The 13683-nt window shown below is 41.4% G+C and carries 16 protein-coding genes; 4 read left to right on the top strand and 12 right to left on the bottom strand.

Annotated features, from left to right (window positions below; translation table 11 throughout):
• Positions 1–122: 122 nt before the first annotated feature.
• Complete coding sequence (locus tag NZ848_RS14810) at positions 123–1286, top strand: NRAMP family divalent metal transporter (protein WP_259016139.1); 1164 nt, start codon at positions 123–125, stop codon at positions 1284–1286.
• A 317-nt stretch (positions 1287–1603) separates the two neighbouring features.
• Here NZ848_RS14810 and NZ848_RS14805 read toward each other — a convergent pair whose 3' ends face one another.
• From NZ848_RS14805 to NZ848_RS14780, 6 genes are all read right to left on the bottom strand, one after another.
• Positions 1604–1888, bottom strand: a complete 285-nt coding sequence (locus NZ848_RS14805) for a rhodanese-like domain-containing protein (protein ID WP_253534040.1) — start codon at positions 1886–1888, stop codon at positions 1604–1606.
• Between the two features lie 84 nt (positions 1889–1972).
• Positions 1973–3592, bottom strand: a complete 1620-nt coding sequence (locus tag NZ848_RS14800) for an ABC-F family ATP-binding cassette domain-containing protein (protein WP_259016138.1) — start codon at positions 3590–3592, stop codon at positions 1973–1975.
• Between the two features lie 64 nt (positions 3593–3656).
• Positions 3657–4337, bottom strand: coding sequence for a RadC family protein (gene radC / locus NZ848_RS14795; RefSeq protein WP_259016137.1), 681 nt, complete (start codon positions 4335–4337; stop codon positions 3657–3659).
• 92 nt (positions 4338–4429) lie between these two features.
• Positions 4430–4684, bottom strand: coding sequence for a 30S ribosomal protein S20 (gene rpsT, locus NZ848_RS14790; protein ID WP_101725274.1), 255 nt, complete (start codon positions 4682–4684; stop codon positions 4430–4432).
• 213 nt (positions 4685–4897) lie between these two features.
• Complete coding sequence (locus NZ848_RS14785) at positions 4898–5368, bottom strand: Dabb family protein (RefSeq protein ID WP_259016136.1); 471 nt, start codon at positions 5366–5368, stop codon at positions 4898–4900.
• Positions 5369–5656: 288 nt separating this feature from the next.
• Positions 5657–6643, bottom strand: coding sequence for an alpha/beta hydrolase (locus NZ848_RS14780; RefSeq protein WP_259016134.1), 987 nt, complete (start codon positions 6641–6643; stop codon positions 5657–5659).
• Positions 6644–6690: 47 nt separating this feature from the next.
• Here NZ848_RS14780 and NZ848_RS14775 point away from each other — a divergent pair, with 47 nt between their 5' ends.
• Positions 6691–7755: a zinc dependent phospholipase C family protein gene (locus NZ848_RS14775; RefSeq protein WP_259016133.1), complete on the top strand. Its 1065-nt coding sequence runs from the start codon at positions 6691–6693 to the stop codon at positions 7753–7755.
• Positions 7756–7910: 155 nt separating this feature from the next.
• Here the strand turns inward: NZ848_RS14775 and NZ848_RS14770 are convergent, their stop codons facing one another.
• The 4 genes from NZ848_RS14770 to NZ848_RS14755 all read right to left on the bottom strand — a co-directional run bounded on the left by NZ848_RS14770 (position 7911) and on the right by NZ848_RS14755 (position 11247).
• Positions 7911–9095 (bottom strand): acyltransferase family protein, encoded by a 1185-nt coding sequence (locus NZ848_RS14770; protein WP_259016132.1) that lies wholly within the window; start codon positions 9093–9095, stop codon positions 7911–7913.
• A 73-nt stretch (positions 9096–9168) separates the two neighbouring features.
• The gene (locus NZ848_RS14765; protein ID WP_259016130.1) at positions 9169–9939 is read right to left on the bottom strand and encodes a TIGR02757 family protein; all 771 of its coding nucleotides are present in this window, start codon (positions 9937–9939) and stop codon (positions 9169–9171) included.
• Between the two features lie 22 nt (positions 9940–9961).
• Positions 9962–10159 (bottom strand): hypothetical protein, encoded by a 198-nt coding sequence (locus tag NZ848_RS14760; protein WP_101725270.1) that lies wholly within the window; start codon positions 10157–10159, stop codon positions 9962–9964.
• A 26-nt stretch (positions 10160–10185) separates the two neighbouring features.
• A complete protein-coding gene (locus NZ848_RS14755; protein ID WP_259016129.1) occupies positions 10186–11247 on the bottom strand; it encodes a LysM peptidoglycan-binding domain-containing protein in 1062 nt (353 codons plus the stop codon).
• 107 nt (positions 11248–11354) lie between these two features.
• On the opposite strand from NZ848_RS14755, the gene kdsB reads away from it, so the two are divergent.
• A complete protein-coding gene (gene kdsB, locus NZ848_RS14750) occupies positions 11355–12089 on the top strand; it encodes a 3-deoxy-manno-octulosonate cytidylyltransferase (protein WP_253534055.1) in 735 nt (244 codons plus the stop codon).
• 51 nt (positions 12090–12140) lie between these two features.
• Here kdsB and NZ848_RS14745 read toward each other — a convergent pair whose 3' ends face one another.
• Positions 12141–12491 carry a transmembrane 220 family protein gene (locus NZ848_RS14745; protein ID WP_253534056.1) on the bottom strand — a complete coding sequence of 117 codons (351 nt, stop codon included), beginning with the start codon at positions 12489–12491 and terminating at the stop codon, positions 12141–12143.
• A 184-nt stretch (positions 12492–12675) separates the two neighbouring features.
• Positions 12676–12864: a hypothetical protein gene (locus tag NZ848_RS14740; RefSeq protein ID WP_253534057.1), complete on the bottom strand. Its 189-nt coding sequence runs from the start codon at positions 12862–12864 to the stop codon at positions 12676–12678.
• Between the two features lie 125 nt (positions 12865–12989).
• Here NZ848_RS14740 and fsa point away from each other — a divergent pair, with 125 nt between their 5' ends.
• Positions 12990–13649, top strand: coding sequence for a fructose-6-phosphate aldolase (fsa, locus tag NZ848_RS14735; RefSeq protein WP_101725265.1), 660 nt, complete (start codon positions 12990–12992; stop codon positions 13647–13649).
• The last annotated feature ends 34 nt before the right edge of the window (positions 13650–13683 follow it).

Raw genomic sequence — 13683 nt, 5'->3', positions numbered from 1 at the left:
TTGTGATACGCTCTTTTGTTTAATTGTTTGATTAGATTTGAAGATGCTATAATTATGATTATTTTGGATCATTGAAACCTACGCTGATTATAGGTTAAAAACCGAATCTTAATACCCCAAACATGACCAGACAAAACAAAGGTGCCATTACAGGTGCAGCTTTCCTGATGGCTACTTCTGCCATTGGCCCGGGCTTTCTGACGCAGACAACCGTTTTTACCGGGCAGTTGCTGGCAAGCTTTGGCTTTGTTATTTTGTTATCAATTCTGTTGGATGTGGCTGCTCAGCTGAACATCTGGAGGGTGGTGGCAGTGAGTAACAAAAGAGCCCAGGATTTAGCCAATGATTTGTTACCGGGGCTGGGCTATTTGCTGGCGGTTTTAATTGTGATAGGTGGCCTTGCTTTTAATATTGGTAATGTAGCCGGGGCAGGCTTGGGCTTTGAGGTACTTTTGGGTATTGATGTAAGGATAGGGGCTGTTATCAGCGCGGCTTTGGCTATTGGCATATTTTTGTCGAAAGAGGCAGGCAAAGTGATGGACAACTTTGCCCGGGTTCTGGGCCTGGTTATGATAATACTAATTTTATATGTAGTATTTGTTGCTCAGCCTCCATTACTTGAAGCGGTTCATAGAACCCTTATCCCTCAGAAATTTGATGCGTTGGCAACTATTACACTGGTAGGAGGGACAGTAGGCGGATACATTACTTTTGCGGGGGTACACCGACTAATAGATGCCGGAGTAAGCGGCAAAGAGAGCCTGCCACAGATTAACAAAAGTGCTACAACGGGTATTCTGGTTACGGCTGTTGTTCGGTATCTGCTGTTTCTGGCTTCTTTGGGTATTGTGTCGGCAGGTTTCAGTCTTAATGCAGATAATCCGGCTGCGTCGGTGTTTCAAAGTGCTGCGGGCAATCTGGGCTATAAGTTTTTTGGGGTGGTTATCTGGAGCGCCGCTATAACTTCAGTTGTGGGGGCAGCATATACTTCGGTTTCGTTCTTACGCACTTTTCATCCTTTTTTTGAAAAATATAACCGGCAGATTATCATTGGCTTTATTGTATTTTCTACCATGGTTTTTGTAGGCGTGGGCAAACCCGTAAGCATTCTGGTTTGGGTAGGCACTATCAATGGTTTTATTCTGCCGGTTGGGTTGGCCATTATTCTTGTGGCAAGTCGTAAAACCATGCTGATGGGTACATACAGGCACTCAGTTTTTTTGCAGATAATTGGCTGGCTGGTGGTGGCTGCCATGTTGGGTATGGCTATTAAGGCTGTTATTTAAAAAAAGAGATTAACTTAGTATTGACAGGTATAAAGCGCAGGGCGTAAAAAAATGAATATATTTTTTTTGATTTTTTTATAGAACACAGCCTGCATTTATGGGTTTTTGTTGTATTTTTGTGGGGTAGAAACTTAAAATAAAAACGAATATGTTCGGTTATCAATATCCAACCTGGGTTGCTATTCTTTTTTTCGTAGTATTAATGGTTCTTGCGTATGCAGTTGGGAAGTGGCTTGTAAAGAAGGACAGAAATTATTAATGATTGTGAATTAATGTATAAGTATCAATAAGTAATAACTTTGCTTATTGATACTTTTTTAATAGATGCCTTCTTCCAGGTGTAATATTTCTTTTGCAGGTAGTTTTTTAGCTAAAAGACGAGCCACAATACTACTTCGGGTGCCATTAGAGCAGGCCACAATGATGGTCTCATAGTTGCTCAGTTCGTCCAGCTTCTCTGTTATTTCGTGTGGGGGTATATTCAGGCCTCCGATGTTAAAATCAGCAAATTCCCATACCTCTCTTACATCCAGAAACAATGTTGCCGGTCGGTTTCTTAAAGCCTCCAGGTCTTTTTGTGATATTTCGGTAAAATCAGCCATTTTGTGTTTAATTTATAGAAATACCCATGCCTTTCAAATACTTTCTCAGGGCATGGGTATAAATTATTTTTCGCTTAAAATAAATTAAGCATATAGCGCATCACGTTGTGCTTTAACTTTCTCGTTCGTAAGGTAATCATCAAAATCCATCAGTTTATCCAGGCAACCCTTAGGCGTCAGCTCAATGATTCTGGTTGCTACGGTTTGAGTTAACTGATGGTCATGGCAGGCAAAAAGAATATTGCTCGCGAAATCCTCCATACCTTTGTTAAGCGCCTGTATCGACTCCAGGTCCAAGTGGTTGGTTGGTTCATCAAAAAGTAGTACGTTGGCGCCCGAAAGCATCATTCTCGAGAACATACAACGCTGCTTTTCACCTCCCGACAGTACCGTACATTTTTTCAGAGCCTCCTCGCCAGAGAACAACATTCTGCCCAGAAATCCACGGATAAAAGTTTCGTCTTTTTCGGTAGAATACTGGCGCAGCCAATCTACCAGGTCAAGGTCATTATTGGCAAAATACTTGGCGTTATCGTTCGGTAAATAGCTGTTAGTAATGGTTATACCCCATTTGAAAGTGCCACCTGAAGGTTTACGTTCACCCATCAGTATATCAAAAAGAGCCGATACCGCCAAGCCGTCTTTGCTCAGAAACGCTATTTTTTCGTTACGGGCTACCTGAAAACTCAGATTTTTGAAAAGATAAGTGCCGTCTTCAAGCTGATAACTCAGGTTATCAACCAATAGTATCTGGTCGCCCACTTCACGCTCCGGTTTAAACCCAATATAAGGATAACGGCGCGACGAAGGCTGAATTTCTTCAATATTCAGTTTTTCTATCATTTTCTGACGGGCAGTAGCCTGTTTAGACTTAGCCACGTTAGCAGAGAAACGACGGATAAATTCTTCCAGTTCTTTCTTTTTCTCTTCTGCTTTCTTGTTCTGGTCGGCCTTCTGGCGTGCTGCTAACTGGCTTGACTCATACCAGAACGAATAGTTACCACCATATAGTGTAATCTTTTTGAAGTCAAGGTCGGCAATGTAGGTACACACGTTGTCGAGGAAGTGACGGTCGTGAGATACCACAATAACGGTATTCTTGAAATTCATCAGGAAGTTTTCCAGCCATAAGATAGAGTCAATGTCAAGGTTGTTGGTAGGCTCGTCAAGTAGCAGTATATCCGGGTTACCAAATAATGCCTGAGCTAACAATACCTTCACTTTGTCTGACGGGTTCATGTCGGCCATTGTATAGTAATGCAGATCTTCTTTAATACCCAGGCCTGATAGCAAAGAGGCGGCATCTGATTCTGCCTCCCAGCCATTCATTTCAGCAAATTCAGCCTCAAGCTCAGCAGCCCGGTTACCGTCTTCTTCAGTGAAGTCAGCTTTGGCATAAATGGCGTCTTTTTCCAGAATAATTTCAGAAAGGCGTTCATTACCTCTGATAACCGTGTTCAATACGGTTTCATCGTCAAAGGCATTCTGGTTTTGTTTCAGAACCGACATCCGTTCACCCGGGTCCATGCTCACATTGCCGGTAGTGGGTTCAATTTCACCCGAAAGTATCTTTACAAAGGTAGATTTTCCTGCTCCGTTGGCACCAATAAGGCCATACACGTTGCCGGGTGTGAATTTTAAATTTACTTCTTCAAAAAGCGTACGTTTTCCGAAGCGAAGCGAAATATTTGAAACAGTAAGCATTTATTTCTAATAAAATTTATAATGTCAGATTCAATCAATGGACGTGATTGCAGTTTTACGGAATTTAAAATATACCCTCATCTGCAAAGCTGAAATATCCGTTATCTCCAAAAATGAGGTGGTCAAGTACGGGTACATCCAGCAGCCGGCCAGCCTCTTTTACCCTTCGTGTCAGGTCTTTGTCTGCCTGGCTGGGTGTCAGATTCCCTGATGGATGATTATGGACAAGAATAATGGCTGAGGCCAGGTATTCAATGGCACATTTGAAAATTATTTTGGGGTCGGCTACTGTGCCTGCCACACCTCCTACACTTACCTGCACAGGTCTGATGATTTCATTGGCCCTGTTAAGAAGCAAAACCCAGAACTGCTCATGCGATAAATCAAGCAGATATGGGCGAACAGCCTGGTAGGAATCATAAGAAGATGTTACCTTGGCTTTTTTCTGTACCTCACTTTCCTTGCGGCGTCTGCCTAATTCAAGCGCTGCTGCAATAGATATGGCTTTGGCATCACCAATACCTTTAAACTTCATGAGATCGTTGATACTGAGTTTAGCCAACTCGTTCAGGTTATTTCCTACGCTGTTGAGTATAACCTTTGACAAATCAACGGCTGAAAGCTCTCTGGTGCCGGAACCAATCAGAATGGCAATCAATTCTGCATCTGATAACGCGGCTCTGCCCTTCAGCATCAGTTTTTCTCTTGGTCGGTCTTCTTCAGCCCAGGAAAGTATGTTGTTCATCACAGCAGTGTATCGTTTAAAAAATTTAACAATACAAAACAAAAAATGCCCACGGAGTTGTTTCCATGAGCAAAATATTGTTTCTCAATCAATTACGCTAACGAATTGATGTGTTTCGCTAAACCAGATTTTAAGTTTGCTGCTTTGTTTTTGTGGATAACGTTCTTACGAGCCAGTTTATCCAACATAGAAGCCGCTGATTTGAACAACTCTAATGCTGCTACTTTATCTGAAAGACCACGTAGTTTTCTTACGATCGTACGGGTTGTTTTGTGTTGGTAACGATTTCTCAAGCGTTTTGCCTCATTTGCTCTGATACGCTTTAATGCCGACTTATGATTTGCCATTTTATTGTAATAATTTGTCTGTTCTTATTTGGTAGAAATCCAATTGAGGGTGCAAAAATAGAAATTTTATTAATAATAACAAAACAGAACTATAAAAATATGCCTAGTACTACTGTATTTATTGCATTCGTTTATTTGCAAGCCTCTCATAAATAAAAAAAGTACACCTCATGGAGTACTTTTTCTGTTATCTCTTTGATACCAGAGCTAAAATTATTTTATCTCTGAGTTAATAACCAAAACTTTTTCCCAGTTAACTTCATTTGATTTCTCAAAAGCTTTGTATTGGGCACTTTCACGAAACTTCTCCATTTCACTATCAGTTCTGAAAGTCAGATAGTGTAAAACATCATAATCTGCATTTTCACCTTTTTCAGAAAGGGTGTTTCCTGCAGAGTAACTAACTATTTCAGGTAGATCGCGTTTCAATTCCTGAAACTGTTGCATGTGTTGTTTGATAGCCTCCTGAGAGGTACCTTGTTTGAATTTGAAACATACAATGCGTTGCTTTTGGGCTTTTGGCGGCGTGTATGCCGAACCATAAGCTACCATTAAAAATGCAAATACGCCCAAGGCAATTGCAGGCATCAAATATCTTAAAAGCGATTTTTTCTGTATAGAACTCATATGTCTTTTCCGAATAATATTTTGTAATACTTTGCAAATATAACGGAAATTATACAAAATAGTTGCACTTTTTTTAGAAAATATTTTATTGATTTTATATTTTTATATTATTGCCAAATAATATTTTGTTTTAAGTGGTTTTAGTGAAATGCGGTAAATCTGAATAAAATATAGAATCCGGCATAATGTGTTTTGATTTTTGTTGTTTTTTTCTTAAAAATTAAAAATCTCAAACTGGCAGGTTGCAAATTTGAGATTCTTTAAAGAAAAAATATATTTTCGGCGTTTTTTGAGTGAAAAGTCTCTTTTCAGGTATTTTTCAATTAATTTAAAATAATATTTGGGTTAATTTAAAAACGCTTTCAGGGCATTTTGGAGCTTTTCACCTTCACATCCGGTTGCTATATGCCCGCAGTCTCCGGTTAATTCCAAATATTCAGTATTCAGGGCTTTAGCAAACTCTATGGCAGCAGCCGGGTTTACCATTTCGTCTCTGGTGGCCACTACTACCAAAACTCTGGCCTTTACATAATTGCGCATTTCAGACAGCGGTATCCCTGAGGTGCGATAAATATCCTGCGATAACATCGCCTTTATCTGGCAAATCCAGTTTTCAGGGTTATTGTTTTTTATGTAATCGTCTCCCATTTTCTGTATTTTCTGATCTGCGTTTTCTGCTTTTTCAGTGCGCACGTAGTAGTCTGGGGTGGCCAGGTTCAGATTATGCACTGCCGCCACCAGGCGCATAGAATTTTTTCTGTCCTCGGGTTTCTTACCGGCCTGTTCAATAATGTTCCATTCGGTTTTCCAGAGCAATAGGTCATAATAAGATTGTCTGGGGGTACCCACAATGGGTATCACTTTATCCATAAAGTCCGGGTACGCAGTTAGCCATTCAAAAGCCTGCATACCACCCATCGATATACCCATAACAGCCGTTAAATGATTAATTCCCAGTTTTTGTGTTACCAGTGCATGCTCTGCGTTAACCATATCGCGGATTGTAATATCAGGAAAGTCTGCCGTGTTTGACGGCGAACTAGAAACACCGTTCCCTAACGCATCTACCAGAATCAGATAGAAACGGGTTGTATCAATGGTAGTGCCGGCATGGTTTATCAGATTCTGGCTTTTTCCGCCAAACCAGGTTGGCCACAATATTGCATTACTTTTGCTTGTATTCAGGCGTCCAAAAGTACGGTAAGCCAGCTTGCAGTTGGCTATGGTTTTACCTGTCTGCGTTTTAAATGCAGGTATTGTATAAACCTTCAGTGGGTCTTGTGCGCTGGCAGATACGGCAATGAAGTAAAAGAAAATCAGAAATCTTTTCATTTTAATGAAATACGTATAATATTAGGGCAATAATTAAACTGTTGCTAATGAAGCAAATAAAACAAGCTTTTGCAAGACTAAATAGTTATTTAAAACAAGGCCTGGCGGTAGCAGGGCTGGTATTTGTTTTTAACGCCGGTCTGGCGTGTTCTGCAGTTATCGTTCCTGTATTACCAAAAGATGGTCTTTCCGGCCAATCCATCTTTTGGGGCTTTTTTGCGCATCAGCGCATTAACCGGCTGGCGGTGTTTATGCTTCCGCCTGAAATGTTCGGCTTTTACAAACTCAATATTGATTTTTTAGCCGCAAATGCTGTCAATGCCGACCGCAGACGTTATGCTGTGCCCCGTGAGGCTCCCCGCCATTTTATAGATTTAGACAATTATGCCGATTCTGTAAGAAATCGACTGCCAAACTATTCATGGAAAGAAGCAGTTGAAAGGGTGGGAGAAGATACGCTTTATCTTCATGGCATTGTTCCCTGGCACATTAATGCCATAAAGTACCAACTGACAGAGGCTTTCAGAAAAAAAGATGTTAAACGTATTTTAAGCCTTTCGGCAGATTTAGGGCATTATATTGCAGATGCGCATGTGCCTTTGCATACCACCCGTAATTACAATGGCCAACTGACTAATCAGGTTGGAATACACGGCCTTTGGGAGAGCCGATTGCCCGTATTATTTGCCGAAAACTATGATTTGATGCTGGGGCAGGCAACTTATGAAGAACACCCCGACAAAAGAGCCTGGCAGGCAATAATAACGGCGCACACAGCCCTGGACTCAGTGCTGATTTTTGAGAAAGGGTTGAGCAATGAGTTCTCTGAAGACAAAAAATACAGTTTTGAAGAGGTAAACAATGTTACTACCCGCGTTTACTCCAGAGCTTTTTCGGCCAGATACCACACAATGCTGAAAAATCAGGTAGAACGGCAAATGCGGGCTTCTATAAAAATGATTGGTGATTTCTGGTTTACCTGCTGGGTTGATGCTGGCCAGCCCGATTTGGGCGCATTTAAAAAATATGAACCGAACCCAAAGGAAGAGGAAGAAGAAAAAACACTATGGCTTATGCGATTATTTGAAGCCAGAAAGGAAAGCGATAATTAACGTAATAAATATGTTTTGAAACTTTCCGAACTTAATGCAACCTCGAAACCCACCCCCGCCCGTAAGTGGGGCGGCTACCCCAACATAAAGAAGCAGGTTATATGTTCCCTCCCCATGGTCGGGGAGGGTCAAGAAGGGTTCTTTTTTGACTTGCATTAAATCCTTATAAACAGCTTTCTGTTATACATCCATCTCAAAATCAGCCAATCAATCAGCAATATCAGAAAGCCATGCACCAGTGTCTGGTAAGGTTCGCCAAATATGGCAGCGTAGTTTTGCCCCAGATGAATTTTCAACGATGAAGAGACATAAGAGTTAAAGCCATCAGCTATCACATAGGCAGCAATAGAGTTCATACCTATAACAGTAAGTATAAAAAACCAGTTACGTTTTTGGAGAATGTCTACTGTCCAATAAAAAAAAGATAGTAACAAAAAGCACCAGCCACCACTGAAAAGAACCCAGGTGGGTGTCCAGATTCTTTTTACATTCGGGCAAATACCCGACCAATTCAGAAATAACCCCAGCACAAGACCCGAAACACCAAGAATGATAAATATCTTTAATTTATCCTGCTGTTTTTTGTTAGATTTCAACAGATTTCCGGCAACTAAACCCAAAAGCATAGTACCTAAAGTGGGTATGAAACTGAGCGTTGCATAGCCACCCCGGTTATGCAGGAACGGCTCTGCTCTCGGAAAAAGATTCAGAAACCAGCGGTCAAATGCCCAGGCAAGATTGGTGTTTTTGTTCCAGTGCGCAGCAAAACCGGTCAGATTATGTTCCCAGTCTTTTAAGGCTCCGGCGTTCGCATAATCAAAATTGGCATCAGGCAACGGGTAAATTGCAAAAGCAGCCCAGTAGCCAATCAGTATAACAACTAATGCACCAATTTGCACACGTTTAGAAGCAAAGCCGAGCAGAAACAAAAAAGGATACCCCAAGCCTATTTGTGTAAGCGTATCTTCAAAGGTAAAGTTAGTCTGCTCTGCCCATTGAGAACGCAGAAATATGCCCAGTAAAATCAGAATCAATGAGCGCCATAATGCCCGGCCGAATAGTTTTACGAAACTACTCTCCTGGCTCATTCTGCTGGCTACCGAATAAGGAAGCACAACACCAACCAGAAACGAAAACGAGGGCTGTATGAGGTCATGCAGTGAGCACCCCACCCAACTGACGTGGTCTTGCTGGCCGGCTACAAAACCCCAGAAAGAGCTGTTGGGCAAAGCCTCTGAAACTTTATGAAAACGAAGTACTTCGGCCATCATGAGCAGCATAACAAAGCCGCGGTAAACATCAGCCGACGCCAGGCGAGGCGGAGTAGTAGTGGTGGTCATAGAAAAAGGTTTGAATAGGAAGGTAAAAATATAAATTTCCGGAATAACTCAGCCTTTAATACTGATATTATTATCACATGTACCCCTCAACTCCTAAACCAAATAATGCAAAGTCATATTTTACCGGGTCGTTTGGGTCAATCAGCTTTAGATTACTGGTTAATTCTATGGCGGTTTGCCAGTCTGCTTTGGGGCGGCTTATTAATCCCAGTTTACGGGCAACGCGCTCTACGTGCACATCGCAGGGGCAAACCAGTTGTGCCGGCGAGATTTTGTTCCAAATGCCAAAATCAACACCTTTATTGTCTTTTCTTACCATCCAGCGCAAAAACATATTGATTCTTTTGCATGAGGAGTTTTTGGCTGGTGTGGCAATGTGTTTTCTGGTTCGGGCAGGGTAATCTTCCAGACTGAAGAATACCTTCCGGAAGTTTTCAAGCGCGGCTTTTGTATCAACAGATAAGGGTGTAATGCCACCTGTAAAGGCATCTTCTAACGATGTATGCTTTTTGTAGAAATCTTTGAAGAATTCAATAAAATACAGGGTGTCTGTGGTATTGAAAGTACGGTGTTTAAAAGAAAGAAATCGTTTCAGGTCTGTGTCCTGATGATTACGGATAAAATCATAAGGGGCGCCATCCATCAAATCTATCAACTCGTTGCATTTGTTGATAATGGTTATGCGTTGCCCCCAGGCAAGTGTGGCTGCCAGAAAGCCCATGATTTCAATATCCTGCTTAACAGTAAATCTATGTGGAATGCTTATGGGGTCGTTCGGAATAAATCCGGGAGCATTAAATTGTTCGTACTTTTCGTTCAGCAAATCTATGATGTATCCGGTCATACTACTGCATTAAGTTATGCGCCTATTTTCTGATAAGGCGCAGAAGAAACACCAGAACCCGCGAAATAGCCGAGAAAACAGCTACTATGCCTGTAAACAAAAGACCGAACAACGTAATAACAGGATACATAATTGCAAAGAAGAACGTCCAGACTTTGTCTTTAGACGAAGCCTCTGCTGGCGATGAGGTATTATTTTCTGGCGGTTCGTGATGCTGCATGAAATAACAATAAATTGGTGTACTCCTTATAAAGCATAACTTAAAGAAGCACGGATTCGTTTGTCTCTGGGTTGTAATTTTTGAAATGCCATTGGCGAAATCTTCACGATTGCATCTCCGGGGCCGGTTAATTTACCAATAACTTTTACCCAAACGCTTTGCCCGTTGGCATCGTTTTCTATTTTAATAAGGGTACCCACCGGAGCCGTTCTATGCAAAGCCAGATACTTATTGGTGTGCGTACCTGCTTCTATCATCTCTGCTATTCCCTGCTCTGAATATTTTTTACCCGTTGGTGCATTGGGTATTGCACCTGGTGTTACGCCGGCCAAAGGTTTGGTTACTACCTGCTGGTTGTTTCTCTCTTCATCTGCAGCGGGAGCAACAACAGTTTTGGGTTTTTCGGCCACTGCCGTGGGTGCATTAGTAGTAGTTTTTGGTTGTATAGGTTCTTTTTTCTCTTCTCTGGCCGCAGGCGTAATTTTTCCTACAATTAATACCTGGTCAAGCATTAGCCCGTCAGATGTCAGGTTATTCCATTCTTTTATCTGGGCTACCTTCACATTATATTTTTTGGCAATGCCATACAGACCCTCGCCAGCCATTACTTTGTGTGTTTTTGCGTTGGGGTCAAAAGGTCTGGGGGCTAGTTCCGGTTTGGTTAATGCAACAGTAGTTTCTGCGTTTTTGGGCGTTGCCTCCGGCACATCTACAATTTCAATGCCGTTTTCGTCTATTCTGCTTTTGGGTCTGGCAGTGTCTGATGTGGTCTCCTGAATCTCAATTACTCTTGCGTGGGTAGTAGCCGGCTTGTTCCTGGTCTGTACCGGAATAGAAATAATCTGTAATGCATTTACCTGCGCATTTTTTTTAAGTTCGGGGTTGGCTTCAAAAAAATCTTTTTCAGTAGACCCGTATCTGCGTAGCAACGAATAAAGCGTTTCGCCTTGTTCAACTCTATGCAGTACAAAAGTTTTTCCGTTCTTTTTCTCAATACCAAGAGAATCAACAGGGGATAGTCGTGAATTACCAAAAGTATCAGTAAGATAAAGCACTAGGAAAGCAATAGTAAAAAAATATCTTAACATCGTAGTCAAGCGGATTGAATTTTATGCAAATTTAATGATTCTGCGAGAGATTAACGCATATAATTTTTTTTTCGTGTAAATTCGCCCCGAATAAAATATTGAGACCTATGAAAATTCTTGGGATAATACCGGCACGATATGCTTCCAGCCGCTTTCCGGGTAAACCACTCGTTGAAATAAACGGTAAAAGCATGATTCAAAGGGTGTATGAGCAGGCCTTAAAAGCTAAGAGTTTACAAAGAGTGGTGGTAGCAACTGATGATTCAAGAATACTGAATCATGTTCTGGAGTTTGGTGGAGACGCGATAATGACATCAAGTGACCACCCTACAGGAACCGACAGATGTTTTGAGGCACTGGAAAAAGCCGGAGGTGTTACCAAGTACGACTACGCCATTAATATCCAAGGCGATGAGCCTTTTATTGACCCTGAAACCATTGATCAGCTATCAGGTCTGCTGGATTTTAAAACTGAAATTGCCACGGCCGTTAAGAAGATAAAAGACTATGAAACACTTCGAGACCCCAATGTGGTAAAAGCTGTGCTTACTATCAGAAAACAGTGCCTGTATTTCAGCCGCCAGGTTGTGCCTTATGTAAGAGGCTTTGAGCCGGATGAGTGGCTTGACCACGCCGATTTTTATAAGCACATTGGCATATATGCTTACCGAAGCGATGTGTTAGAGCAGATTTCGCACATACCGCTTTCGCCGCTTGAAAACACCGAGAAACTAGAGCAGCTCAGGTGGTTGGGCTTTGGCTATAAAATATATGCCATTGTAACAAATTATGAAAGTATCGGAATTGATACCATTGAAGACCTGGAACGAATAAAGCAATAAAAAAAATCGAATGCGGCAATTAGTAATGCCGCATTCATTTTTTAGTAAGGATTACATCTGCGCTTCAGGTTTCAACAAAGCACAAACCCACATGGCCAAAGTACATATACCCAGGCCTAGCGACTCCCTCGCCAATTCAATATTAATTGTCTTCATACCCATCTCATTAAGCACCACACCTTCCCATGCTGGTGGAAACTGGTTAATTGCCCACATCAGATATAACAAGCCTATGGTAAAAAACATAATAGGTTCGCCTTTGCCTTTCATTTTATGGTAACATAAAAATACCGGAATCAGGTAGGTGGGTACCCATACATACGGGTCTGGGTCGTTATATTGTACAATGGCCGCATAAATAAACATAGCCATGAAAATCCAGAGGAGTATTTTTTTTGCCATCGTTAGCATCAGTTTTTGGTTAGGAATGGTATGTCAAAACAACCTAAAAAAATACATTTTGTCAAGTTAAAAGCTAATTATGTACTTTCTGCTGAAAAAAAACCTATAAATTTTACAAGATTTAAATAACATTAAAATTGGCCTGGTTACATTTTTTTAATGCTTCATTATCAGTAGTTTTAGTTTATATTTGTTTGTTGTTAATGGCTGTGCAAAAGATAATGCAACCTGCCTGAAAACCGCTTTTTTTGAAAACCACTTGTAGCAACATAAAAAGTTTCATACCTTTGCAGCGGCAAATTACCAGCTCCTGCTGAATCCCCCAGGTCTTGACCGAAGCAAGGGTATTGTGGTTGAGCGGTGAATTTGCCATTTTTTGTTTCTGGCTTATACAAATTGTTCAATAAAATATCTATTACTTTCATGTAACTAACTCCCCTAAGGCATGAGAGTTCCTAACAAATAATCCGTTATCCGGATATGGGGTTATGATGAATTATGAAATTTTTTATTGATACCGCATCTCTTAAAGAAATACAGGAAGCACAGGATCTAGGTGTGCTTGATGGTGTAACCACTAACCCCTCGTTAATGGCCAAAGAAGGCATTGCTGGGAAAGACAACGTAATGCGCCATTACAAGGCCATTTGCGACATTGTTGATGGCGACGTAAGCGCTGAAGTGATTTCGACCAGATATGAAGAAATGATTGTTGAGGGTGAAGAACTGGCCGAAATTGATGAGCAGATAGTAGTAAAAATACCGATGATAAAAGACGGCATCAAGGCCATTAAATACTTCTCTGAAAGAGGTATTAAAACCAATTGTACGCTTGTTTTCTCGCCGGGACAGGCCTTGTTGGCTGCAAAGGCCGGAGCCACTTACGTTTCGCCATTTGTTGGGCGTCTGGACGACATCTCAACCGATGGTATGAATCTGATTGAAGATATCCGTCTGATATATGATAACTACGGATACGAAACCCAGATACTGGCGGCTTCAGTACGCCACCCAATGCACATTATTCAATGCGCAAAAATAGGTGCCGATGTAATGACAGGCCCGCTTTCTGCCATTCTTGCATTGCTGAATCATCCGCTTACTGATAGTGGCCTTGCCAAGTTTCTTGCCGACCACGCCAAAGTAAATCAGAAATAAGATTTCTTATACGCTGCCAGACAGTTTTTGCGTT

This window comes from Emticicia fluvialis (genome assembly GCF_024793945.1).
Taxonomy (GTDB): Bacteria; Bacteroidota; Bacteroidia; order Cytophagales; family Spirosomataceae; genus Emticicia; species Emticicia fluvialis.
The sequence above is the reverse complement of the archived record's forward strand: the minus strand, read 5'-3'. Positions and strand labels throughout refer to the sequence as shown.

What these genes read in the sequence shown, in the direction of transcription:
- NZ848_RS14810 (WP_259016139.1), top strand. Translation starts at nt 123, where the DNA reads ATGACCAGACAAAACAAAGGTGCCATTACAGGTGCAGCTTTCCTGATG.
- NZ848_RS14805 (WP_253534040.1), bottom strand. Translation starts at nt 1,888, where the DNA reads ATGGCTGATTTTACCGAAATATCACAAAAAGACCTGGAGGCTTTAAGA.
- NZ848_RS14800 (WP_259016138.1), bottom strand. Translation starts at nt 3,592, where the DNA reads ATGCTTACTGTTTCAAATATTTCGCTTCGCTTCGGAAAACGTACGCTT.
- radC (WP_259016137.1), bottom strand. Translation starts at nt 4,337, where the DNA reads ATGAACAACATACTTTCCTGGGCTGAAGAAGACCGACCAAGAGAAAAA.
- rpsT (WP_101725274.1), bottom strand. Translation starts at nt 4,684, where the DNA reads ATGGCAAATCATAAGTCGGCATTAAAGCGTATCAGAGCAAATGAGGCA.
- NZ848_RS14780 (WP_259016134.1), bottom strand. Translation starts at nt 6,643, where the DNA reads ATGAAAAGATTTCTGATTTTCTTTTACTTCATTGCCGTATCTGCCAGC.
- NZ848_RS14775 (WP_259016133.1), top strand. Translation starts at nt 6,691, where the DNA reads ATGAAGCAAATAAAACAAGCTTTTGCAAGACTAAATAGTTATTTAAAA.
- NZ848_RS14770 (WP_259016132.1), bottom strand. Translation starts at nt 9,095, where the DNA reads ATGACCACCACTACTACTCCGCCTCGCCTGGCGTCGGCTGATGTTTAC.
- NZ848_RS14765 (WP_259016130.1), bottom strand. Translation starts at nt 9,939, where the DNA reads ATGACCGGATACATCATAGATTTGCTGAACGAAAAGTACGAACAATTT.
- NZ848_RS14760 (WP_101725270.1), bottom strand. Translation starts at nt 10,159, where the DNA reads ATGCAGCATCACGAACCGCCAGAAAATAATACCTCATCGCCAGCAGAG.
- NZ848_RS14755 (WP_259016129.1), bottom strand. Translation starts at nt 11,247, where the DNA reads ATGTTAAGATATTTTTTTACTATTGCTTTCCTAGTGCTTTATCTTACT.
- kdsB (WP_253534055.1), top strand. Translation starts at nt 11,355, where the DNA reads ATGAAAATTCTTGGGATAATACCGGCACGATATGCTTCCAGCCGCTTT.
- NZ848_RS14745 (WP_253534056.1), bottom strand. Translation starts at nt 12,491, where the DNA reads ATGGCAAAAAAAATACTCCTCTGGATTTTCATGGCTATGTTTATTTAT.
- NZ848_RS14740 (WP_253534057.1), bottom strand. Translation starts at nt 12,864, where the DNA reads ATGGCAAATTCACCGCTCAACCACAATACCCTTGCTTCGGTCAAGACC.
- fsa (WP_101725265.1), top strand. Translation starts at nt 12,990, where the DNA reads ATGAAATTTTTTATTGATACCGCATCTCTTAAAGAAATACAGGAAGCA.